This window comes from Cellulomonas sp. NEAU-ZC6 (genome assembly GCF_056844425.1).
Window position 1 is genome coordinate 532,461 of the sequence record NZ_JBXFYH010000002.1, and the last position, 23,495, is coordinate 555,955.

17 protein-coding genes are annotated in these 23,495 nt (G+C 75.3%); 10 read left to right on the plus strand and 7 right to left on the minus strand.

Annotated elements, in window-relative coordinates; all coding sequences use genetic code 11:
• The first annotated feature begins 147 nt into the window (after positions 1-147).
• The 7 genes from AC1050_RS12605 to ptsP all read left to right on the plus strand — a co-directional run bounded on the left by AC1050_RS12605 (position 148) and on the right by ptsP (position 7,586).
• Complete coding sequence (locus tag AC1050_RS12605; RefSeq protein ID WP_482387730.1) at positions 148-702, plus strand: type 1 glutamine amidotransferase domain-containing protein; 555 nt, start codon at positions 148-150, stop codon at positions 700-702.
• A gap of 68 nt (positions 703-770) precedes the next feature.
• Complete coding sequence (locus tag AC1050_RS12610; RefSeq protein ID WP_482387731.1) at positions 771-1,895, plus strand: GuaB3 family IMP dehydrogenase-related protein; 1,125 nt, start codon at positions 771-773, stop codon at positions 1,893-1,895.
• A 216-nt stretch (positions 1,896-2,111) separates the two neighbouring features.
• On the plus strand, positions 2,112-2,873 hold the full coding sequence (locus AC1050_RS12615; RefSeq protein WP_482387732.1) for a DeoR/GlpR family DNA-binding transcription regulator: 762 nt from the start codon (positions 2,112-2,114) through the stop codon (positions 2,871-2,873).
• Positions 2,870-3,817, plus strand: a complete 948-nt coding sequence (gene pfkB / locus AC1050_RS12620) for a 1-phosphofructokinase (RefSeq protein WP_482387733.1) — start codon at positions 2,870-2,872, stop codon at positions 3,815-3,817. Before AC1050_RS12615 ends, pfkB begins: the two co-directional genes overlap by 4 nt.
• Before the next feature lies 1 nt (position 3,818).
• On the plus strand, positions 3,819-4,274 hold the full coding sequence (locus AC1050_RS12625; protein WP_454049634.1) for a PTS sugar transporter subunit IIA: 456 nt from the start codon (positions 3,819-3,821) through the stop codon (positions 4,272-4,274).
• On the plus strand, positions 4,271-5,803 hold the full coding sequence (locus tag AC1050_RS12630; protein WP_482387734.1) for a PTS fructose transporter subunit IIC: 1,533 nt from the start codon (positions 4,271-4,273) through the stop codon (positions 5,801-5,803). Before AC1050_RS12625 ends, AC1050_RS12630 begins: the two co-directional genes overlap by 4 nt.
• A gap of 49 nt (positions 5,804-5,852) precedes the next feature.
• On the plus strand, positions 5,853-7,586 hold the full coding sequence (gene ptsP / locus AC1050_RS12635) for a phosphoenolpyruvate--protein phosphotransferase (RefSeq protein ID WP_482387735.1): 1,734 nt from the start codon (positions 5,853-5,855) through the stop codon (positions 7,584-7,586).
• Between the two features lie 7 nt (positions 7,587-7,593).
• On the opposite strand, the gene AC1050_RS12640 is transcribed toward ptsP, so the two are convergent.
• Positions 7,594-8,379 (minus strand): AraC family transcriptional regulator, encoded by a 786-nt coding sequence (locus AC1050_RS12640; protein WP_482387736.1) that lies wholly within the window; start codon positions 8,377-8,379, stop codon positions 7,594-7,596.
• A gap of 62 nt (positions 8,380-8,441) precedes the next feature.
• Here AC1050_RS12640 and AC1050_RS12645 point away from each other — a divergent pair, with 62 nt between their 5' ends.
• Together AC1050_RS12645 and AC1050_RS12650 are read left to right on the plus strand one after the other, a co-directional pair.
• Positions 8,442-8,972 carry a VOC family protein gene (locus AC1050_RS12645; protein ID WP_482387737.1) on the plus strand — a complete coding sequence of 177 codons (531 nt, stop codon included), beginning with the start codon at positions 8,442-8,444 and terminating at the stop codon, positions 8,970-8,972.
• A 17-nt stretch (positions 8,973-8,989) separates the two neighbouring features.
• Entirely contained in the window at positions 8,990-10,627 is a 1,638-nt protein-coding gene (locus AC1050_RS12650; RefSeq protein ID WP_482387738.1) for a succinic semialdehyde dehydrogenase, read from the plus strand.
• A 128-nt stretch (positions 10,628-10,755) separates the two neighbouring features.
• Here the strand turns inward: AC1050_RS12650 and AC1050_RS12655 are convergent, their stop codons facing one another.
• The 4 genes from AC1050_RS12655 to AC1050_RS12670 all read right to left on the minus strand — a co-directional run bounded on the left by AC1050_RS12655 (position 10,756) and on the right by AC1050_RS12670 (position 18,680).
• A complete protein-coding gene (locus tag AC1050_RS12655) occupies positions 10,756-12,459 on the minus strand; it encodes a tetratricopeptide repeat-containing diguanylate cyclase (RefSeq protein WP_482387739.1) in 1,704 nt (567 codons plus the stop codon).
• A 270-nt stretch (positions 12,460-12,729) separates the two neighbouring features.
• On the minus strand, positions 12,730-13,917 hold the full coding sequence (locus AC1050_RS12660; protein ID WP_482387740.1) for an acetate/propionate family kinase: 1,188 nt from the start codon (positions 13,915-13,917) through the stop codon (positions 12,730-12,732).
• Positions 13,914-15,995: a phosphate acetyltransferase gene (pta, locus tag AC1050_RS12665; RefSeq protein WP_482387741.1), complete on the minus strand. Its 2,082-nt coding sequence runs from the start codon at positions 15,993-15,995 to the stop codon at positions 13,914-13,916. The genes AC1050_RS12660 and pta overlap by 4 nt, the downstream gene beginning before the upstream one ends.
• Positions 15,996-16,193: 198 nt before the next feature.
• Positions 16,194-18,680 carry a phosphoketolase family protein gene (locus tag AC1050_RS12670; RefSeq protein WP_482387742.1) on the minus strand — a complete coding sequence of 829 codons (2,487 nt, stop codon included), beginning with the start codon at positions 18,678-18,680 and terminating at the stop codon, positions 16,194-16,196.
• A gap of 273 nt (positions 18,681-18,953) precedes the next feature.
• Here AC1050_RS12670 and AC1050_RS12675 point away from each other — a divergent pair, with 273 nt between their 5' ends.
• Positions 18,954-19,808, plus strand: a complete 855-nt coding sequence (locus AC1050_RS12675; RefSeq protein WP_482387743.1) for an SURF1 family protein — start codon at positions 18,954-18,956, stop codon at positions 19,806-19,808.
• A gap of 10 nt (positions 19,809-19,818) precedes the next feature.
• On the opposite strand, the gene AC1050_RS12680 is transcribed toward AC1050_RS12675, so the two are convergent.
• Both AC1050_RS12680 and AC1050_RS12685 read right to left on the minus strand, forming a co-directional pair.
• Positions 19,819-21,552: an ABC transporter ATP-binding protein gene (locus tag AC1050_RS12680; protein ID WP_482387744.1), complete on the minus strand. Its 1,734-nt coding sequence runs from the start codon at positions 21,550-21,552 to the stop codon at positions 19,819-19,821.
• Positions 21,533-23,317 (minus strand): ABC transporter transmembrane domain-containing protein, encoded by a 1,785-nt coding sequence (locus tag AC1050_RS12685; RefSeq protein ID WP_482387745.1) that lies wholly within the window; start codon positions 23,315-23,317, stop codon positions 21,533-21,535. Before AC1050_RS12685 ends, AC1050_RS12680 begins: the two co-directional genes overlap by 20 nt.
• Positions 23,318-23,495: the final 178 nt, after the last annotated feature.

Sequence of the window (23,495 nt, forward strand, 5' to 3'; positions counted from 1 at the left end):
CTCCTCCCCACGCGGCCAGCATCGCACCGGCCACCGACGTGCCCCGGGAGGTGGCCCGGCGTGCCCGGGATGCGCCGCCGGCGCCGCGGGGCGAGGGTGGACGAGGCCCCGCCGACCGCGGGGCGCACCCGAGCAGAAGGAGTCGTCATGGCCCGCCTGACCGGCCGCACCGTCGCGTTCCTGACCAGCAGCAAGGGCATCGAGGAGCCCGAGCTCACGACCCCGTGGCAGACGGTGGTCGACGAGGGCGGCACCCCGGTGCTGGTCTCCGCCGAGCCCGGCACCGTGCGCACCGTGAACAACGACCTCGACCCGGGCGGCGAGTACCCGGTCGACCGCACGCTGGACCAGGTGTCCGCGGACGAGGTCGACGCCCTGGTGATCCCCGGCGGCACCGTGAACGCCGACACCCTGCGCACCCAGGACGGCGCCCAGGCCCTCGTCACGGCCGTGCTCGGCGCCGGCAAGCCGGTCGCCGCGATCTGCCACGGGCCGTGGACGCTGATCGAGGCCGGCGTGGTGGACGGCGTGACCCTCACCTCCTACCCGTCGCTCGCGACCGACCTGCGCAACGCGGGCGCCACCTGGGTCGACCAGGAGGTCGTGGTGTCGCAGGCCGCGGGCGCCACCCTGATCACGTCGCGGAACCCGCAGGACCTGCCGGCGTTCAGCGCGGCCGTCGTGGACGCCGTGGCCGGCTGACCACGCAGCGGACCGACGCGGGCCCCGTCGCGACCGGCGGCAGGGGCCCGCGCCGGTAGCCTGTCCCGGTGAGCAACGAGATCGAGATCGGCCGCGGCAAGCGGGGACGGCGCGCATTCTCCTTCGACGACGTCGCCGTCGTCCCCTCCCGGCGCACCCGGGACCCCGAGGAGGTGTCGGTCGGCTGGCAGATCGACGCCTACCACTTCGAGCTGCCCGTGCTGGCCGCGCCGATGGACTCCGTGATGAGCCCGGCGACCGCCGTCGCCCTGGGCCGCGCGGGCGGGCTCGGCGTCCTGGACCTCGAAGGCCTGTGGACCCGGTACGACGACCCGGAGCCGCTGCTGGCGCAGGTCGCGCAGCTGCCCGACGCCGAGGCGACCGCGCGGATGCAGGAGATCTACGCCGCGCCGATCCGGCCCGAGCTGATCCGCCGCCGCATCGGCGAGATCCGCGAGGCCGGGGTGACCGCCGCCGGCGCGCTGTCGCCGCAGCGCACGCAGGAGTTCTGGAAGGACGTCGTCGAGGCCGGGGTCGACCTGTTCGTCATCCGCGGCACCACCGTGTCGGCCGAGCACGTCTCGGGCCGGGCGGAGCCGCTCAACCTCAAGCGGTTCATCTACGAGCTCGACGTCCCGGTGATCGTCGGCGGCGCGTCCACCTACACCGCCGCCCTGCACCTCATGCGGACCGGCGCGGCGGGCGTGCTGGTGGGCTTCGGCGGCGGCGCGGCGCACACCACGCGCGTCTCGCTCGGCATCCACGCCCCGATGGCCACGGCCGTCGCGGACGTCGCCGCCGCGCGCCGCGACTACCTGGACGAGTCGGGCGGCCGGTACGTGCACGTGATCGCGGACGGCGGCGTGGGCCGGTCCGGGGACCTGGTCAAGGCCATCGCCTGCGGTGCGGACGCGGTCATGCTGGGTGCCGCGCTGGCCCGGGCCACGGACGCGCCCGGGCAGGGCTGGCACTGGGGCCCCGAGGCGCACCACCCGCACCTGCCGCGCGGCGAGCGGGTGCACGTCGGCCAGGCCGGCACGCTGCAGCAGGTGCTGTTCGGGCCCGGGCACACCGCCGACGGCACGCTCAACCTGATCGGTGCGCTGCGCCGGGCGATGGCCACCACCGGCTACTCGGACCTCAAGGAGTTCCAGCGGGTGGAGATCGTGGTCTCCCCGTACCAGCCGCGCTGACGCCGGCCGCCGCTCCGAGGGCCGCTCTCCCCACCCGGGGGAGGGCGGCCCTCGGCGCTCCCGGGTGGGTGCCGGCGCACGCCGATGTTTGTTTGAGCGTGGTTTCAAGTCCGGATCGCTTTGGATGCTTGCGTTTCGCCGGGTGCACAGGGCATGCTGGGAACCGCAGCACCCCAGCGTCGGGGACCCCGGCGCAGCCACGACCACGGAGCCGACGTGTACGCAACGGAGCGCCAGCAGCAGATCCTCGCCGCAGCGCGGCGGGACGGGCGCGTGGACGTCGCCTCCCTCGCCACCACCCTGGACGTCACGCCGGAGACGGTGCGCCGCGACCTCACCGTGCTCGAGCGGCACGGTCTCGTCCGCCGGGTGCACGGCGGTGCGATCCCGGTCGAGCAGCTCGGGTTCGAGCCCGGGCTCGCCCAGCGCGAGGGCCTGCTGTCGGGGGAGAAGGACCGGATCGCGAAGGCCGCCCTCGAGGAGCTGCCCGACGGCGGCGCGATCGTGCTCGACGCCGGCACCACGACCGTCCGGCTGGCCGAGCTGCTGCCCACGGACCGCGAGCTGACCGTCGTCACGCACGCGCTGCCGGTCGCCACCGTCCTCGCCACCCGGCCCGGGATCACCCTGCACCTGGTCGGCGGGACCGTGCGCGGCCGCACGCTCGCCTCCGTCGGCACCTGGGCCCTGCGGGCGCTCGCGGACATCCACGTGGACGTCACGTTCCTCGGCACCAACGGGCTCAGCGTCGAGCACGGGCTCACCACGCCGGACCTGGCCGAGGCGGCCGTGAAGCGGGCGCTGGTCAAGGCGGCCCGGCGCACGGTCGTCCTGGCCGACCACACCAAGCTCGGCCGCGCGGACTTCGCGCACGTCGCCGCGCTGGACGAGGTCGACACGCTGGTCACCGACTCCGGCGTGCAGCCCGAGCTCGCGGACGAGGTCGAGGCCGCCGGACCGCGGGTGGTGCGCGCATGATCGTGACGCTCACGCCCAACCCCAGCCTGGACCGGGCCCTGCACCTGGAGCGCCTGGCGCCCGGCGAGGTCAACCGCGCCGCCGCCACCCACCTGCACCCCGGCGGCAAGGGGATCAACGTGTCCCGGGCGCTCGCGGCCCACGCCATCGCCTCCCGCGCGGTGCTGCCGTCCGGGGGCCCCGACGGCGCCCAGGTCGTCGCGCTGCTCGCCGCGCAGGGCGTCGACGCCCGGCCCGTGCCGGTCGCGGGGGACACCCGGTCCAACATCACGCTGACCGAGTCCAGCGGGGCGACCACGAAGATCAACGCCCCGGGCCCGGCGCTCGACGCGGAGGAGGTCGCCGCGCTGCTGGGCGCGGTCGAGGCCGAGGTCGCCGCCGGCGCGGTCGCGGTGGTCGCCGCCGGCAGCCTGCCCGCCGGCGTGGACGACGACTTCTTCACCCGCGTGGCCGACCTCGGTGCCCGGCACGGCGTGCCGGTGGTGCTGGACACCTCGGGGGCGCCGTTCGCGGCCGCCGTGCGGCACGGCGGCCTGGCCCTGGTGAAGCCGAACGACGAGGAGCTGGCCGAGCTGGCCGGGCACGAGCTGGTCACGGTCGGCGACGTGCTGGCGGCGGCGTCCGCGGTCCGGGCGGCCGGCACGGCCGCCGTGCTGATCAGCCTCGGCCCGCACGGGGCGCTGCTGGTCGCCGAGGGCGGCTCCTGGTGGGCCGGCGGTCCCGCGCTCGTGCCCGTGTCCACGGTCGGCGCGGGGGACTCCACCCTCGCCGGCTACCTGTCCGGCGCGGGGGACCCCCCCGAGCGCCTGCGCCGCGCGGTCGCCTGGGGCCGCGCCGCCGTCCTGCTGCCCGGCAGCGCCGTGCCCCGCCCGTCCGACGTCCGCACCACCGAGGTCGACGTCGTCGCCGACCCCGATCCCTCCCTCGCCCTCAAGGAGCTGTGACATGAGCCAGCCGCTGACCTCCGCCGACCTCGTCGGCGTCGACGTCGTCGCCCGTGACCGGGACGACGCCACCGCCCAGCTGATCGCCCTGCTCGCCGCCGCGGGCCGCGTCACCGACGCCGAGGGCTTCCACGCCGACGTCCGGGCCCGCGAGGCCCAGATGGCCACCGGCATGCCCGGCGGCGTCGGCCTGCCGCACGCGCGGTCCGAGCACGTGACCGCCCCGAGCCTGGCGGTCGGCAAGCTGCACGACCCGGTCGACTGGGGTGCCCCGGACGGGCCCGCGCGCCTGGTGTTCCTCATCGCCGCCCCGGCCGGCGGCGACGCCGACCACCTGCAGATCCTCGCGGCGCTGGCCCGCCGCCTGGTGCACGAGTCGTTCCGGCAGTCCCTGCTCGACGCCCCGGACGCCGCCACGGTGGCCGAGATCGTCACGCGAGAGGTGGTCCCGTCATGAAGTTCGTCGCCGTCTCCTCGTGCCCCACGGGGATCGCCCACACCTACATGGCCGCCGAGGCCCTCGAGCAGGCGGGCAAGGCCGCCGGCCACGAGGTGCACGTCGAGACCCAGGGCGCCGCGGGCTCCACGCCGCTCGACCCGGCGGTCATCGCCGCCGCCGACGGCGTCATCTACGCCGCGGACCTCGAGGTGCAGCAGCGTGAGCGGTTCGCCGGCAAGCCGTTCGTCGACGTCGGCGTCAAGAAGGCCGTGCACGACCCGACCGGCGTGCTCGCCCAGGCCGTCGAGGCCGTCGAGCGCGGCGTCCCCGAGCCGGCCGCCGGCGCCGGCGCCGGCCCCGCGCCGACGACGAAGGTCGACGCGAACGCCGGCGTGGGCACCCGGATCCGGCAGTGGCTGATGACCGGGGTGTCGTACATGATCCCGTTCGTCGCCGCGGGCGGGATCCTCATCGCCCTCGGGTTCATGATCGCCCAGGCGGCGTGGGGCGAGGACGGCGCCGTCCTGGTCACGCAGGTGCCCGTCGAGGACCTCATCACCAGCTTCAGCATCACGTCCGGGCAGGACTGGGCGGTGCTGATGTTCCAGACCGGTTCCGCCGCGTTCGCCTTCCTGGTGCCCGTGCTGTCCGGGTTCATCGCGTACGGCATCGCGGACCGTCCGGGTCTGGTGCCCGGGTTCGTCGGCGGCGCCGTGGCGGGGGTCGTGGGCGCCGGGTTCCTCGGCGGCCTGGTCTCCGGGTTCGTCGCCGGCTTCCTCGCCCTGTGGATCAGCCGGTGGCGGGTGCCCAAGGGCGTGCGCGGCGTGATGCCGGTCGTGGTCACCCCGCTGCTGTCGTCGCTGGTGACCGGCTTCCTCATGTTCGTCGTCATCGGCCGCCCGATCGCGAACGTGATGGACGGGCTGACCAGCTGGCTGAACGGGCTGTCCGGGTCGAACCTCGTGCTGATGGGCGCGCTGCTCGGCGCGATGATGGGCTTCGACCTCGGCGGCCCGATCAACAAGGTCGCGTACACCTTCGCGATCACCGGGCTGGCGACCGGGGGCCTGGCGGCGGACGCCGTGCAGTACCGGATCATGGCGGCCGTCATGGCCGCCGGCATGGTGGCACCGCTGGCGATGGCCGTCGCGACGTTCGTCCGCAAGCGCCTGTTCACGCACGCGGAGCAGGAGAACGGCAAGGCGGCCGTGCTGCTGGGGCTGTCGTTCATCTCCGAGGGCGCCATCCCGTTCGCCGCCGCCGACCCGTGGCGCGTCATCGTGTCGTCGCTGGTCGGGTCGAGCGCCGCCGGTGCGATCACGATGGCGGTCGGCTCGGGCGTCCGCGCGCCGCACGGCGGCATCTGGGTGCTGCCGCTGATCTCCAACCCGCTGGGCTTCCTGCTCGCCGTCGCGGTCGGCACGGTCATCACGGCGGGGATCGTCGTGGTCCTCAAGGGCCTGAAGCCGAACCCGCTCGTGCAGGCGGAGCGCGCGGCGGACGTCGCCGCCGCGCAGTCCGGCACCCCGCAGCCCGCCGCCGCGTGAGACCTCGGTCCCACGCAGCACCCCGTCTCCCGGAGGGACCCTGGCACGCATGACGACACGAACCGAGCCGACCGCACCGCCCGCCGCGGGCACGGTGCTGCAGGGAGTGGGCGTGGGCCGCCGGGTGGCGGTCGGGCCGGTGGTCCGGGTGCAGCCGGCGCCCGCGGTCCCCGGCGACACCCCCGTGGTCCGGGACGGCGCCGTCGTGCCGCCCGGCGAGGTCCCGGACGCCGTGGTCGCGGCGTTCGCGGCAGTGGCCGCCGCTCTGCGCGAGCAGGCGGACCGGGCCACCGGCACGGTCGCCGAGGTGCTCGGTGCGACCGCGATGATGGCCGACGACCCCGCCCTGCGGGACCAGGTGCTCACGAAGGTGCGGGACGGCGAGCCGGCCGTCGCCGCGCTCGACGCCGCGGTCGGGGCGTTCGCCGCCATGTTCGAGGCGGCGGGCGGGTACCTGGCCGAGCGGGTCACCGACCTGCGCAGCGTGCGGGACCGCGTCGTGTCCCGGCTGGCGGGGCTGCCCGACCCGGGTGTGCCCGAGCTCCGCGAGCCGTCCGTCGTGGTGGCCCGGGACCTCGCCCCGGCGGACACCGCCGCCCTCGACCTCGCCCGGGTGCTCGCGCTGGTCACCGAGGAGGGCGGCCCCACCGGGCACACCGCGATCATCGCCGGGCAGAACGGCATCCCGTGCGTGGTCCGTGCGTCCGGGGCGGCGGCGCTGGCCGACGGCGCGGTGGTCGCCGTGGACGCGGCGCACGGCACCGTCACCGTCGAGCCCGACGCCGCGCTGCGCGCGGAGCTCGGGGCCCGGGCCGCCGCCGAGCGGGCCCTGGAGCAGGACACCGCCCCCGGCGCGACCGCCGACGGCCACCGGGTCCGGCTGCTCGCCAACATCGGCACCGCCGAGGACGCCGAGAAGCTCGCCGACGTCGCCGTCGAGGGCGTCGGGCTGTTCCGGACCGAGGTGCTGTTCCTCGGCCGGCAGCAGGCGCCCGCCGTCGCCGAGCAGGCCGCCGCCTACGCCCGGGTGCTGCGCGCCCTCGGGCCGGAGCGCAAAGTCGTCGTCCGGACCCTGGACGCCGGGGCGGACAAGCCGCTCGCGTTCGCCAACCTGCACCCGGAGGAGAACCCGGCCCTCGGCGTGCGCGGCTACCGGCTGGTCCGGTCGGCGCCCGGCCTGCTGCACGACCAGCTGGCCGCGCTGGCGCAGGCCGGGGCCGAGACCGGGACCGAGCCGTGGGTGATGGCACCGATGATCGCCACGCCCGCCGAGGCCCGCGCGTTCGCGGCGGCCGTCCGGGAGGCCGGGCTGCGCACCGCCGGCGTCATGGTCGAGGTGCCCGCGGCCGCGCTGCGGGCCGGCGCCGTGCTGGACGAGGTCGACTTCGTCTCGCTCGGCACCAACGACCTCGCGCAGTACACGATGGCGGCCGACCGGCTCATGGGGGAGCTGGTCGACCTGCTCGACGCCTGGCAGCCCGCCGTGCTGGACCTGGTCGCCGCGACCGCGCGGGCCGGTGCCGAGCGGGACCGGCCCGTGGGGGTGTGCGGGGAGTCCGCGGGCGACCCGCTGATGGCGCTGGTGCTGACCGGGCTGGGTGTCACCAGCCTGTCGATGTCGCCCGCCGCGCTGCCCGCGGTCCGCTTCGCGCTGCGCCGGCACACGCTGGAGCAGTGCCGGGCGATGGCCGCGGCGGCGCTCGCGGCCGCGGACCCCGCGGCGGGCCGGGCGGCCGTGGCCGCGCTGCTGGCGCAGGACGTGCGGGCGACGCTCGGGGTGTGACCTCGGGTCAGGCGGCCGGCACCCGCGCGCGCCGGGCACGGCGCCGGGTGCGGTCGGGCGTCTCGCCGACCACCTGCCGGTACCGGCGCGTGAAGTGCGCCTGGTCCGCGTAGCCGAGGTCCGCTGCGAGCGTGGCCAGGTCCGTGGCCGGCTCGGCGTGCAGCGTCGTGGCCGCGACCTGCAGGCGGCGGCACTCGATCAGCCACTTCGGCGTCAGGCCCGTCTGCTGGCGCACCACGCGGCTCAGCGTCCGGGTGGTCGTCCCGAGCGCGCGGGCGAGGTCCGCGACGCGCTGCACGTCCGCGTCCTCCTCCGCGACCCGGCAGGCCGCGTTCGCGAGCCGCCCGGCGTCGTCGACCTGCGCCGCGAGCGGGAGCAGCCAGGCCCGCAGCGGTCCGGCCAGGTCGGCGCCGCTGTGCACCGCCGCGGCCACCTCCCGGTCGGGGGACCCGGTCAGCCGCTCCCGCCGTCCCGCCAGCCGCACCGGGTCCGTCGTCGTCAGCAGCCGGGTCGCGGCGGGGCGCAGCAGCACGCCGACCACCCACGACCGGCCGGACAGCTCCCGCACGGACAGCACCCGCTCCGGGCCGTGCAGCGTCGCGCCCGCGGGCCCCAGCACGACGTTCGCCGCCGGGTACGTGAGCACCCGCTGCGGCCGCACCCGGCCCGGCGGGACGTCCCAGCGCGCCACCCAGACGTGCCGGGCGACCTCGTCGAGGTCCGCGCCGAGGGTGAACCGGTCGAACCGCACCTCCGGGTCGCCGGGGTTGAGGTGCCCTCGCGACTCGACCACCGCCACCCCCGGGTGTCCCGTTCGTACAAGACCGTGCCGCCGCGCCGCGCGACGGTGGGGGCATGACCGAGAGCACCGCGCCCGCCACGGGCGCCCACACCACGAACGGCATCCCGCACGGGCGGACGTCCCTGACGCCGCACCTGGTCGTGCACCCCGCCGAGCGGGCGATCGCATTCTACGAGGAGGTGTTCGGCGCGCGGGTCCTCGACGTGACGCGCATGGGCGACGGCGGCCCCGTCGGCGAGGCCGCGCTCGACCTCGGGAACGGCTGCCTGACGCTCGGCGACCCGATGGACGCCTACGGCATCGTGGCGCCCGACCCCGCGCGGGCGACGTACTCGCTCGCGCTGCACGTCCCGGACGTCGACGCGGTCGTGGCGCGCGCGGTCGCCGCCGGGGCCACCCTGCGCGAACCCGTGCAGACCTTCGTGTCGGGGGACCGGTACGGGTCGCTCGTCGACCCGTTCGGCGTGCGGTGGTCGGTGCTGACGCGGGTCGAGGACCTGTCGCCGGCCGAGAGCGGGCGGCGCGTGGCTGAGTGGGCCGCGGCGCAGGGGGCTGCGGCGCAGGAGGCCACGGCACAGGGCTGACGCGTAGCCTGGCCCGCATGGTGCCCGACCACGGCGTGCTGGACCCGGAGACCGACCCGCTCGCCACCCTCGTGCTCGAACCCGACGACCTGCGGACGCTCGCGCGCCGCGTCGTGACGTCGCCCGCCGGCGGGACCGCGACGCACCACGCCCCGTGGACCCGCGCCCCGCTGGCGACGCTGCCGCAGTCGACGCCCGACGACGTCGCCCGCGCGGCGCGGCGGGCGCGGGCGGCGCAGCGGCTCTGGGCCGCCGTGCCCGTGCGCCGGCGCGCGCGGCTGCTGCTGCGGGTGCACGACCTGCTGCTGTCCCGGCAGAGCGACGTCCTGGACCTCGTGCAGCTGGAGAACGGCAAGGCGCGCGCGGCTGCCTTCGAGGAGCTCGCCGACGTCGCGCTGGTCGCCCGGCACCTCGGCGTGCGCGCACCGCGGTACCTCGCGCCGGCCCGCCGGGCCGGCCTGGTCCCCGGCCTGACGTCCGTGCGGGTGCACCGGGACCCGGTGGGCGTGGTCGGGGTCGTCGCGCCGTGGAACTACCCGCTCAGCCTCACCCTCGGCGACGTGCTCCCGGCGCTCGCGGCCGGCGACGCCGTGCTGCTGCGGCCCGACCCGCAGACGCCGCTGACGGCGCTGTGGGCGGTCGAGCTGCTCGAGGACGCGGGGATGCCGCCGGGGCTCGTGCAGGTCGTCCTGGGCGACGGGCCCACGGTGGGCGCCGCCGTCGCGGACCACGTCGACCACCTGGTGTTCACCGGGTCCACCGCCACCGGCCGGGTGGTCGCGGCCCGGGCGGGGGAGCGGCTCGTGCCGAGCACGCTCGAGCTCGGCGGCAAGAACGCGATGTACGTGGCCGACGACGTCGACGTCGAGGTGGCCGCCGAGGGGGCGGTGCGCGCGTGCTTCGGCGGGACCGGGCAGCTGTGCGTGTCCGTCGAGCGGCTGTACGTGCACGAGGCCGTGGCGGACTCCTTCGTCGCCGCCCTGGTCCGCCGCACCCGGGCGCTGCGCCTCGGCACCGGGCTGGACTACCGCGCCGACCACGGGTCGCTGACGTCTCCCGAGCAGCTGGCGCGCGTGGTCGAGCACGTCGAGGACGCCCTGTCCGGCGGCGCGCGGGTGCTCGTCGGCGGCGCGCACCGCACGGACCTGGGGCCGTACGTCTACGAGCCGACCGTGCTGGAGGGCGTGGGACCGCACGCGCGCGCGTTCCGCGACGAGACCTTCGGGCCGGTCGTCGCGCTGACCCGCGTGGCGTCCGACGACGAGGCCGTGGCGGCGGTGAACGACACGGCGTACGCCCTGAACGCGTCCGTCTGGACCGGGTCCGCGCGGCGCGGGTCCGCGCTGGCGGCCCGGCTGCGGGCCGGGACCGTGAACGTCAACGAGGGCTACGCCGCCGCCTGGGGCTCCGTGGCGGCGCCGCAGGGCGGCCGGGGCGCGTCCGGCTGGGGCAGCAGGCACGGGCGCGAGGGGCTGCTGGCGCTCACCGCGGCGCGGACCGTCGCGGTGCAGCGGGCCGCGCACGGCGTGCGGGTCGCGGGCCGCACGGTGGTCCCGCCGGCCGGGCCGGGCCGGGTGCTGTCCGGCGACCCGGAGCGGTGGACCGCCGGGGTGACCGCTGTGCTGCGGGCCGCGCGGCGGGCGCGGCTGCGCTGACCCCGGTCCGCCCCCGCCCGTTGAAAGCGCACAACCGCGCCCCATTTCGCCCGTTCTGTCCCGCGAGTTGTCCGCTTTCAACGCCCGCTCGCGGGTTCGGGCGCGCACGCGAGCTGGCGGGCAGGGCGTCAGACGCCGACCGGGACCGGGGCGCCGTCCGGCTGCCCCAGCGGCTCGCCGTCGAACCGGACCTGGTTCCGGCCGTGCCGCTTGGCGCGGTAGAGCGCGGCGTCGGCGCGGGCGGCCAGGGTGTGCGCGGCCTCGTCCGGCGCCGCCATCGCGCCGCCGAAGCTCATCGTCACCCGCAGGTCCGGCGACAGGTCCTGCCACGGAAAGCCCGCGATGGTGGACCGGATCCGCTCGCACACCGCGGTGGCCTGCTCCTGCGGGGAGTCCAGCAGCACCAGCGTGAACTCCTCGCCGCCGACCCGGGCGACGACGTCGCCGACCCGGACGGCGCCGGTCATGATCTGCGCGACCCGGCGCAGCACCTCGTCGCCGACCGGGTGCGAGTGGAGGTCGTTGACCGACTTGAACAGGTCGAGGTCGCCGACGACGTACGCCAGCTCGGCCTCCTGACCCAGGCGCGCGGCGAGGATCGCGTCCAGCCCGCGGCGGTTCAGCAGCCCGGTGAGCGGGTCGTGCGCGGCGTCGTGCTGCAGCGTCTCGTTGAGGGCCGCGAGCTCCGTGGCGCGCTTGCGGGCCTGGTCGCGGGCCTGGCGCACCCGCTCGACGTCCAGCTGGGCGTTGACGACGATCCCGCGGCGCTCGGCCGCCTGGTCCCGCTGCATCATCACGGCCTCGTGGTACCGGCGGTGCGTCTCGAGGGCCGCGCGCAGGTCGCCCGCGTCCTCGTGCACCTGGACCAGCTCGAGCAGCACGTCGGCGCGCTCCATCGGCCGCAGCGACTGCTCGGTCAGCAGCAGCCCCGTCATCAGCGTCGCCCGCGCGCCCGCGTAGTCGCCCCGCAGCCGGCACAGCCGCCCGTGCGCCGCGTGGTACCGGATGGTCAGGTAGCGGGCCGCCACCCGCGGCAGCGCGACGGCGACCGCGGCCAGAGCGGCCTCGGCGGCGTCGAGGTCGCCGCGGGCCATCTGCGCGCGGGCGATCCGGACCTGCGCCTCGGCGGCCATCCGGGGGTTGCCCGTGTCGCCGCCGTCGGCGTCCGGCACGCCGTACGCGGCCTCGAGCCCCTGCGTGCCCAGGCGGACGGCGCGCTCGGCCAGGGCGCGGGCGCGCACCGGGTCGGTCGCCCGCAGCGCCTCGCTCTCGTCGGTGTCCAGCTTGGCCAGCCCGGACAGGGTCGCGCACGTGCCGTCCGGCCGGTTCAGCTCGGGCCACAGCTGCGCGGCCTCGTCCAGCAGCTCCCGGGCCTTCTCCGGGAACCGGCCCATCGAGATGTACGTGTCGGCCAGGTTGTTCAGCGCCGCGGCGAGGCCCTCGGTGTCGTTCAGCTCGCGGCGGATCATCAGCGACCGGTCCAGCAGCTCCAGCGCCGAGAGGTTGTCGCCGAACCCGTTGTAGACCGCGGCCAGCCCCTGCAGCAGGCGCCCCTCCCACGCCCGCAGGCCGTGGGTGGTGCTCAGCTCCAGCGCGCGCTCCATCGAGGCGAGCGCGAGCGCGTCCTCGCCCAGCAGGTGGTACGCCCACCCGCCGTTGTACTCGAGCTCGATCTCCTGCGGCACGGCGCGCTCCGCGCGGGCCAGGTCGAGCAGCTCGGGCAGCGCGGCGACGCAGAGCGCGGGAGCGGCGTCGCACAGCCGGTCGACGCGTTCCAGCTCCGAGCGCCAGAAGGACGCGCGGTCCTCCTGGGGAACCCGGGCAGTCGTCATGCCCGTGTGTATCGGCCCCGGCCTGAGCGCGCTGGAGAGGTCGTCCGGGTGAAACCTCCCGCGCCCGCCCGCTCCGGGACGGCCGAGGTGGCTGACACGGCAGGAATCCGCGGGTGCGCCGGTTCCCGCGCCGGCACGGTTCCCTCGTCCGGGGGTCACCCGGACGACGCACGCGCCCGGGCCGACGGCCGCCGCGGGGCACCTGCGGCGGGGACGCGCGAGGGCCCGCACCCGAGGCGGGTGCGGGCCCTCGCGGCGTGCGGTGCGGCGTCAGGCGATCGCGGCGACCGACTGCCGGGCGATCTCGAGCTCCTCGTTGGTCGGGATCACCAGCACGGTGACCTCGGCGCCGTCGGGGGAGATCACGGTCGGCTCCTTGATCCGGCCCGCGTTGCGCTCCGGGTCGACCTGGATGCCGAGGCGCTCCAGGCCCTGCAGGGCGTTGAGGCGGACGATGTCGTCGTTCTCGCCGATGCCGGCGGTGAACGTGATGGCGTCGACGCGGCCGAGCTCGGCGTAGTACTTGCCGACGTAGCCCTTGATCCGGTGGTAGTAGACGTCCAGGGCGGTCCGGACGCGCTCGTCGCCCGCGGCCACGGCGTCGTGCACGTCGCGCATGTCGGTGTAGCCGGACAGGCCGAGCATGCCGGACCGCCGGTTCAGCAGCTCGTCGAGCTGGTCGATGGAGTACCCGCCGACCCGCGCCAGGTGGAACAGCACGGCCGGGTCGATGTCGCCGGACCGCGTGCCCATGACCAGGCCCTCGAGCGGGGTCAGGCCCATCGAGGTGTCGATGCACGCGCCGCCGCGCACGGCCGACGCCGAGGCGCCGTTGCCGAGGTGCAGCACGATGGTGTTGACCTCCTCGAGCGGCCGGCCCAGGAACTCGGCGGTCGCGCGGGACACGTACAGGTGCGACGTGCCGTGCGCGCCGTACCGGCGGATCTTGAACTCCTTCGCGACCTGCTCGTCGATCGCGTACGTGTACGCGGCCGGCGGCATGGTGCGGTGGAACGCGGTGTCGAAGATCGCGACGTGCGGGATGTTCGGGAACGCGTGCCGCGCGGCCTGGATGCCGGCGACGTTGGCCGGGTTGTGCAGCGGGGCGAGCGGGGACAGCTCGTCGATCTGCGCGAGCACCTCGTCGTCGATGACGGCGGGGCCGTCGAAGACGTCGCCGCCCTGGACGACGCGGTGGCCGACGGCGGTGAGGTCCGCCTCGCGGAGCTGCGGGCCCTGCTGCTCGAACAGGTCCAGGACCAGGCGCATGCCGGTCTCGTGGTCGGGCACGGGCTGCTCGAGCACGGTCGCCCCGGAGGGGCCCTCGTGCTTGACCTTGCCGACCTCGAGGCCGATGCGCTCGACGATGCCGCTGGCGAGGGCGTCGCCGCTGGTCACGTCGACCAGCTGGTACTTGATCGACGAGGAGCCGGAGTTGATGACGAGGACGTGGTTCACTTCGAGCCTTCCGAGGTCGCGGTCAGGGCCTGGGCCTGGATCGCCGTGATGGCGACGGTGTTGACGATGTCCTGGACGAGGGCGCCGCGGGACAGGTCGTTGACGGGCTTGCGCAGGCCCTGGAGCACGGGGCCGACGGCCACGGCGCCGGCGGAGCGCTGCACGGCCTTGTAGGTGTTGTTGCCGGTGTTGAGGTCGGGGAACACGAAGACCGTGGCCCGGCCGGCGACGGCGGAGTCGGGCATCTTGGTCTGGGCGACCGAGGCGTCGACGGCGGCGTCGTACTGGATCGGGCCCTCGACGGACAGGTCGGGGCGCCGCTCGCGCACGAGCTCGGTGGCGGTGCGGACCTTGTCGACGTCGGCGCCGGAGCCGGAGGACCCGGTGGAGTACGACAGCATCGCGATGCGCGGCTCGATGCCGAACTGCGCGGCGGTCTCGGCGGAGGAGATCGCGATGTCGGCCAGCTGCTCGGCGGTCGGGTCCGGGTTGACGGCGCAGTCGCCGTAGACCAGGACGCGGTCCTCGAGGCACATGAGGAACACCGAGGACACCACGGACGTGCCGGGCACGGTCTTGATGATCTCGAACGACGGCTTGATGGTGTGCGCGGTGGTGTGCGCGGCGCCGGAGACCATGCCGTCGGCGAGGCCGAGCTGGACCATCATCGTGCCGAAGTAGGAGACGCTGGACACGATCTCCCGGGCGCGCTCGACGGTCATGCCCTTGTGCTTGCGCATCTGGGTGTACTCGGCGGCGAACCGCTCGAGCAGCTGGCCCGACTTCGGGTCGACGACGCGCGCCGCGGACAGGTCCAGGCCGAGCTCGGTGGCGCGGCCGCGGATGGCCGCCTCGTCGCCCAGGATGGTCAGGTCGGCGACCTCGCGCTGCAGCAGGGTCGACGCGGCACGCAGGATGCGGTCGTCGTTGCCCTCGGGCAGGACGACGTGCTTGCGGTCGCCGCGGGCCCGGTCGAGCAGCTCGTACTCGAACATCAGCGGGGTGACGACCTCGGGGGCCGGCACCTCGAGGGCAGCCAGGGCCTCCTCGGCGTCGGTGTGCTTCTCGAACAGCGCGAGGGCGGTGTCGACCTTGCGCTGGGAGTCGGCGGACAGCCGGCCGCGGGTGCCGGCGGCGGCGCTGGCGGAGGCGAAGGTGCCGAGCCCGGTGCGCATGATCGGCAGCCGGCTGTGCAGGCCGTCGACCAGGCGGGACACGGTGGCCGGCGGCTCGAAGCCGCCGTTGAGGATGATCCCGGACAGCGACGGGAACCCGTCGGCGGCGTGCGCCATCAGCAGGCCGAGCAGGATGTCGGACCGGTCGCCGGGGACGATCACGACGACGCCGTCGGACAGGCGCTCCAGCAGGTGCTCGACGGACATGGCGCCGACCAGGACCTCGGTGGCCTCGCGGGACAGCAGCTGGGCGTCGCCCCCGATCAGCGTGCCGTCGACGGAGTCCATCAGCTGGCGCACGGTGGGCGCCACGAGGAACGGCTCCTCGGGCAGGGCCCACGCCGTGGCGCGGGTGGACAGCTCGGCCCGGACGGCGTCGAGGTTCTCCGGGTCGCAGCGGTTGGCGACGATGGCGACGACCTGCGCGTGCCCGGCCTCGAGCTCGGACGCGGCGACCTCGGCGACCTGGCGGACCTCCTCGGGCGTGCGGCCCTGGCCCTTGACGCAGAGCAGCACGGGGGCGCCCAGGTTGGCGGCGATCCGGGCGTTGAACCCGAGCTCGGCGGGGCCGGCGATGTCGGTGTAGTCGGTGCCGACGATGACGACGACGTCGCACTGCCGGGCGACGGCGTGGTACCGCTGCACGATGGTGGCGAGCGCGGCCTCCGGGTCGGCGTGGACGGCCTCGTAGGTGGTGCCGATGCAGTCCGCGTAGGACAGGTCGACGCCGTCGTGGGCGAGCAGCAGCTCCAGCACGTAGTCCGGGGTCTCGGTGGACCGGGCGATCGGCCGGTAGACGCCGACCCTCTGCACGGTGCGGGTGAGCAGGTCGACCAGGCCGAGCGCCACGGTCGACTTGCCGGTGTCCCCCTCGGGGGACGTGACGTAGATGCTGCGTGCCACGGGTGGGCTTCTTCCTTCTCGAGGGTCCGGGTTCGCCGGGGTCGTCAGGTGATGGGATGAATTCTGCCGGACCTGGGGCACTGAGTGGTGCGTGCGGGTCGTGATGCTGGCCACCCGCCGGCCGGGTGGGTGCCGCGCCCGGGACGGCCGATGGCCCGCACCGGCGGTGCGGTGCGGGCCATCGGCCACGAGGGGCTGCTACTCGTTGTCCCCGCCGGTCACGGCGGCGGCGTTCTGCTGCGGCCCGCCGACCTCGGTGCCGGTCTCGCCGGCGTCGGGCCACACCCAGTCGCGCACCTCGGGGATGTCCTCCCCGTGCTTGCGGGTGTAGTTGTGCGCCTTCAGCCGCGCGTCGACCATGCGCTGCCGGAGCCCGGCGTGCTTCGAGCCGAGCGACGGCGTCTGGTCGATGACGTCGATGACCAGGTGGTACCGGTCCAGGTCGTTGAGCATCACCATGTCGAACGGCGTGGTGGTCGTGCCCTCCTCCTTGTACCCCCGCACGTGCAGGTTCTTGTGCCCCTTGCGGCGGTAGGTCAGGCGGTGGATGAGCCACGGGTAGCCGTGGTACGCGAACACGATCGGCTTGTCGGTCGTGAACAGCGTGTTGAAGTCGCGGTCCGACAGGCCGTGCGGGTGCTCCCGCTCGTCCTGCAGGCGCATGAGGTCGACGACGTTGACCACGCGCACCTTGAGGTCCGGCAGCTCCTGGCGCAGGATGTCGGCCGCGGCCAGCACCTCGAGCGTCGGGACGTCGCCGGCGCAGCCGAGGACCACGTCCGGGTCCTCGCCCTCGACCTCGGTGCCGGCCCACTCCCAGATGCCCAGGCCGCGGGTGCAGTGCGCGACCGCCTCGTCCATCGTGAGGAAGTTCGGCGCGGGCTGCTTGCCGGAGACCACGACGTTCACGTACTGCCGGCTGCGCAGGCAGTGGTCGTACGTGGACAGCAGGGTGTTGGCGTCCGGCGGCAGGTACACCCGGACGATCTCGGCCTTCTTGTTGACCACGTGGTCGATGAACCCTGGGTCCTGGTGGCTGAAGCCGTTGTGGTCCTGGCGCCACACGTGGCTGGACAGCAGGTAGTTCAGCGAGGCGATCGGCCGGCGCCACGGGATGTGGTTGGTGACCTTGAGCCACTTGGCGTGCTGGTTGAACATCGAGTCGACGATGTGGATGAACGCCTCGTAGCTGGTGATCAGCCCGTGGCGGCCCGTCAGGAGGTAGCCCTCCAGCCAGCCCTGGCACTGGTGCTCGGACAGCATCTCGACGACCCGGCCCATCCGGGCCAGGTGGTCGTCGACGTCCGTCGGCAGGTACTCGGCGTTCCACACCTTGTCCGTGACGTCGAACACCGCCTGCAGGCGGTTCGACGCCGTCTCGTCCGGGCCGAAGATCCGGAAGTTGTCCGGGTTCCGCCGGATGACCTCGGTGAGGTACTGGCCGAGCACGCGGGTCGCCTCGGAGATCGAGCCGCCCGGAACGGGCACCTCGACGGCGAAGTCGCGGAAGTCGGGCAGCCGCAGGTCCTTGAGCAGCAGCCCGCCGTTGGCGTGCGGGTTGTCGCTCATCCGCAGGGTCCCGGGCGGGGTGAGCGCCCGGATGTCCTCCTTGATCGAGCCGTCCTCGTCGAACAGCTCCTGGGGCCGGTAGGACTGCAGCCAGCCCTCGAGCACCTGCAGGTGCTCGTCGGTGTCGCGTGCGCTGGCCAGCGGCACCTGGTGCGACCGCCAGGACGCCTCGACCTGCTTGCCGTCGATGACGGGCGGGCAGGTCCAGCCCTTGGGGGTCTTGAAGATGATCATCGGCCAGGACGGCCGGGTCTCGTCGCCGGCGGCGGCGCGGGCCTTGATCTCCGCGATCTCGTCCATCACCTCGTCGAGCAGCGCGGCGAACCGGGCGTGCACGGCCGCGTGGTCCTCGCCGTCGAACCCGCCGACGAACAGGTGCGGCTTGTGGCCGTACCCGCGCATGAGGTCGAGCAGCTCGTCCTCGGGGATGCGGGCCAGCACGGTCGGGTTGGCGATCTTGTACCCGTTGAGGTGCAGGATCGGCAGCACGACGCCGTCGTGCCGGGGGTCGATGAACTTGTTCGAGTGCCACGACGTGGCGAGCGGGCCGGTCTCGGCCTCGCCGTCACCGACGACGGCCGCGACCAGCAGGTCGGGGTTGTCGAACGCGGCACCGTAGGCGTGCGACAGGGCGTAGCCGAGCTCGCCGCCCTCGTGGATGGAACCGGGGGTCTCCGGCGCCACGTGGGACGGGATGCCGCCCGGGAACGAGAACTGCCGGAACAGCCGGCGGACGCCCTCGGCGTCGGGGGTGATGTCGGAGTAGACCTCGGAGTAGGTGCCGTCCAGGTACGCGGACGCGACGAGACCGGGGCCGCCGTGGCCCGGGCCGGTCAGGTACAGCGTGGACTGCTCGCGCTCCGCGATCACCCGGTTGAGGTGCGCGTACAGGAAGTTCAGACCCGGGGTGGTGCCCCAGTGCCCCAGCAGCCGCGGCTTCACGTGGTCGCGCGTCAGCGGCTCGCGGAGCAGCGGGTTGTCCAGCAGGTAGATCTGCCCGACGGACAGGTAGTTCGCCGTCCGCCACCAGGCGTCGATGCGTCGGAGCGTCTCGTCGGTGACGGTCTGGCCGGAGCCGGTCCGCCACGTGGCGAGCTCGGACGTCGTCGTTGTCATGTCTCTCCCCGTTGTCGCACAACCACGGATGTGCCGTGGGTCCGGACGAGCACCCCCCGCCGGACCTCTCCAGCCTTGCGGCGCGACGCGTCGCGAACCGGGACGAACGACCTGGGTCCCGGGGCCGGGCGAGCAGCCGCGCAGCCGTGATCCATCCAACCCCATCGGGTTGCGCGCTGCATGGGCGGGACGGGACCGCACCACCTGCGCGGACGTCCGGGGCCCGGCCGCAGGGGTTCGGGTGCGCCCAGGTCCGCCAGGTACCGTGCTGCGGTGCCCCCGACCCCGCCCACGGAGCAGCAGGCCCCCGCGCCGCGACCGACCCTGTGGAGCGTCGCGCGCACGCCCCGGATGATCGCCCTGCTGGTGCTGTTCCTCGCGGCCGCCGCCGTCTGCGCCCGGCTCGGGGCCTGGCAGCTGGAGCGGGCGGAGGTCCGCGGTGCCTCGGCGCAGGCCGCGCGGCTGGCGGAGATCGAGGCCCAGGAGCCGGTGCCGCTCGAGGAGGTGCTCGCGCCGCAGTCGACGTTCGACGGCGCGCTGGTTGGCCGCCGCGTCGAGGTGACGGGCCGGTACGAGGCCGACGGGCAGCTGCTGGTGGTGGACCGCGCGCTGGACGGCAGGACCGGCTACCTGGTGCTGACGCCGCTCCGCGTGGCGTCGGCGGACGCCGAGGCCGACGGCGCGGTGCTGCCGGTGGTGCGCGGGTGGGTGCCGGACGGCGACGTCGACGCCGAGCTGGTCGAGGTCCCGGCGGGGGACGTCACGGTGACCGGCTACCTGCAGGGGTCGGAGAACTCCGGCCAGGCGCACGGTGCGCTCGCGCCCGGCACCACCGACTCGATCTCCTCCGCCGAGCTGCTCGGGGTCTGGGGCGGGCCGATCTGGACGGGCTACGCGGTGCTGACCACCGCCGAGCCCGCGCAGCCGGCCGGGATCGAGCTGCTGCCGCCGCCGACCCGGTCGGGCACGGGGCTGAACATCCAGAACCTCGGGTACGCCGCGCAGTGGTTCGTGTTCGGCGGGTTCGCGGTGTTCCTCTGGGTGCGGCTGCTCAAGGACGAGCTGCTGCGCGAGTCCGGCGAGCTCGACCCGGACGACGACGAGCCGGGGCCCGCCCCCGCACCGTGAGCGCCGTCGGCTACTCCCGCTGCCAGGAGTGCCACAGGGCGGCGTAGTCCCCGCCCGCGGCGACCAGGTCGTCGTGCGGCCCGATCTCGCTGATCCGGCCGGCGTCCACCACGGCGACGCGGTCGGCGTCGTGCGCGGTGTGCAGGCGGTGCGCGATGGCCACCACGGTGCGGCCCTCGAGCACGGCGGACAGCGACCGCTCCAGGTGCCGCGCGGCGCGCGGGTCCAGCAGCGAGGTCGCCTCGTCGAGCACGAGGGTGTGCGGGTCCAGCAGCACCAGCCGGGCGAGCGCCACCTGCTGCGCCTGGGCGGGGGTCAGGGCGACGCCCCCGGAGCCCACCTCCGTGGCGAGGCCCTGCGGCAGCGCCCCGGCCCACTCCCACGCGTCCACGGCCCGCAGCGCCCGCTCGAGCGCGGCGTCGTCGGCGTCGGGGTCGGCCAGGCGCAGGTTGTCCGCGAGCGGGCCCACGAAGACGTGGTGCTCCTGGGTCACCAGCGCCACGTGCCCGCGCAGCTCGTCGAGCGGCAGGTCGACCAGCGGGACGTCGCCGACGGTGACGCGGCCGCCGGTGGGCGGGTGGATCCCGGCGAGCATCCGGCCGAGGGTCGACTTGCCGGCGCCGGACGGCCCGACGACGGCCAGCCGCTCGCCCGGCCGCAGCGTCAGGTCGACGCCGTGCAGCACGTCGTGGCCCGGGCGGTAGGCGTACCGGACCGCCGTCGCCTCGACGTCCTCGCCGTCCGGGCGCGCGTCCCGCGCGGTGCGGTCGGGCGCCACGTCGGCCACGCCGATGATCCGGGCCAGCGAGGTCGCGCCGACCTGGATCTCGTCGAGCCAGAAGATCAGCTCGCCGATCGGGTGCATGATCTGGGTCGCGTACAGGGCGATCGTGGTGACGGCGCCGATCGTGGCGTCGCCCGTCGAGACCAGGTACGCGCCCCATGCGAGCACGGCGACGACCGGCAGGACGAACGACAGGTCCACCCCCGGGAACAGCACCGAGCGCAGGTTCAGCGTCGCGCTCTCGGCGGCGAACGCCTCCCGCAGGTCGGCGTCCACGCGGGCGCGCCGGCGGGCGCCGAGTCCCAGGGCGTCGACGGTGCGGGCACCCTCGACGGACTCCGTGATGGTGCCGTTGAGCGTGGCGTAGGCGGCGGACTCGCGCAGGTAGGCCGGGGCCGCGCGGCGCAGGTACCACCGGGTCACCGGCAGCAGCAGCGGCAGCCCGGCGAGCAGGCCGAGCGCCACCAGCGGGCTGGTCAGCACCGCGGCGACGGCGGTCAGCGTGATGGTGGCGGCGGTGACCAGGATCCGCGGCACCCCGAACCGGACCGTGTACTGCACCCGGTCGATGTCGGTCGTCGTCCGCGCGACGAGGTCGCCGGTGCCCGCCCGCTCGACCGTGGACAGCGGCAGCCGCGTGACCGTGGCGACGAACTCCTCGCGGAGCTGGGCGAACACGGTCTCGCCGAGCACCATCGCGGCGCGCTGGGCGTACCGGATCAGCACGGTCTGCGCCAGCACGGCGACGACGAGCACGGCCACGGTGCGGTCGACGGCCGACGTGGTGGTGCCGTTGACGACGCCGTCCACGAGGCGGCCGAGCAGCCACGGCCCGGCCAGGCCGGCGGTCGCGGCGAGGACGTGCAGCAGCACGACCACCGTCAGGCCGCGGCGGTGCTGCCGCAGGAGCGCCGTGGTGTGCCGGCGCAGGGCGGGTCCGTCAGCGACGGGCAGCTTCACGGCCGGCCTCCTGGGGGTTCGGGACGTGGTCCAGGGTGGGGGCGGGCGCGTCCTCGGTGCGGGACACGACCGCGCGGTACGCGGCGCCGGCGCCGTCGGTCGCGGTGACCAGGTCGCGGTGCGTGCCGGTCGCGACCACGCGGCCGCCGTCGACCAGCGCGACCTCGTCGACCACGTCGAGCACCAGCGGGCTGGCGGTGACGACCACGGTGGTCGCGCCGCGGCGCGCGTCGGCGAGCCGTCGGGCGATCCGCGCCTCGGTGTGCGCGTCGACGGCGCTGGTGGGCTCCACCAGCACGAGCACCTCCGCGCCGGTCAGCAGCGCGCGGGCGAGCGCGACCCGCTGGCGCTGGCCGCCCGAGAGCGAGCGGCCCTTCTCCTCGACGTCGCCGTCCAGGCCGCCGGGCACCGAGTCGAGCACGTCGTCCGCATCCGCCACGGCCAGGGCGTCGAGCAGCTCCTCGCGGTCGGCGCCGCCGCGGACGTCGAGCTCGTCGACCAGGGTGCCGGTGAACAGGTGCGGGGTGGACTCCGCGACCACGACGCGACCGCGGACCTCGGTGAGCGCGAGCTCGTGCAGCAGCGCCCGGCCCCAGCGCACCACCGACAGCGGGGCGTCGTCGGCCGTGCTCGCACCGTCCTCGTCGTCCGCACCGCCGCGCCGCGCCGGGCCCATCCGGCCGAGCCGCAGCGCGATGCGCGCGGTCTCGTCCGGGTCGGCGGACACCAGCGCGGTGATCCGCCCGGGCCGCACGACGACGCCGCTGGCCTCGTCGACCAGCGGCTCGCCGGTGGCCGGCGGGGCGGCCGGCGTGGCCGGGTCGTCCGAGCCCGCCTCGGGCACGGACAGCACCGTGATGATCTTGCGCGCCCCGACGACGGCCCGGGTGACGACCCGGATCGCCTCGCTCGCCGTCCACAGCGGCTGGGTCAGGAACGCCGCGAACCCGTAGAACGCCACGAGCTGGCCGGGCGTGATCTCCCCGCTGAGCGCCAGCCGGGCGCCGGCCCACACCACCACGGCGAGGAACAGCCCGGGCAGCAGGGTCTGCAGCGCGTCCAGCAGCGACTGGGTCTGCGACACCCGGACGCCCGCGGCGCGCACCAGCTGGGACTGCGCCCGGTACCGGTCCGTGAACACGTCCTCGCCGCCGATGCCCCGCAGGATGCGCAGCCCCGAGACGGTGTCCGCGCCCAGGGTGGTCAGCCTGCCGGTGGCCTCGCGCTGCGCCGACTGCCGCCGCTGCAGGGGCTTGACCAGCAGGGACAGCGCCGCGACGACGACGGGCAGCCCCAGCAGCACCAGCAGCCCGAGCGGCACGGAGGTGGCGAGCAGCACCGCGCCGAGGGTCAGGTAGGCCGCGATCCCGCCGACCAGCCGGGGCAGGATGGCGAACACCTCGCCCATGCGCAGCGCGTCGGAGGCGACGGTCGCGACGACCTCGCCCGTGGGCAGCGTCTCGGTGACCCGGTCCCCGGTGCGGGTGACGTGGTGGCCGATCTGCTGCGAGGACCCGAACGCCGCGCGCAGCCAGTTCTCCACGTCCAGCCGGTGGCCCCAGACGTTGGTGACCACCTGCACCAGGCCGAGCCCGGCGACGCCGAGGCAGCCGAGCCACAGGGCGCTGCCCAGCCCGTCGTCGAGGCCGTCGTCCACCACGCGGCCGAGCTGCCACGGCACCAGCGCCGCAGCGACGTTGCCCACGACGGCGACGGCGATCGCGCCGAGCAGCACGCCGAGCTGCCGGCGGCCCTGCCAGAGCATCAGACGGTAGGGGCCGGTCAGCGGCGGTCGGCCGGGATCGGGCAGGGGAAGGGGTCGCACGTCGGCCAACGGTACGGGTGACCCCCGACACACGGGCAAGGTCATTAGCCTGCGCAGGGCCGGCGGATGCGGGTCCGGCCGCGGACCTGAGCGAGAATCGTCGCCAGCACCCGTGACC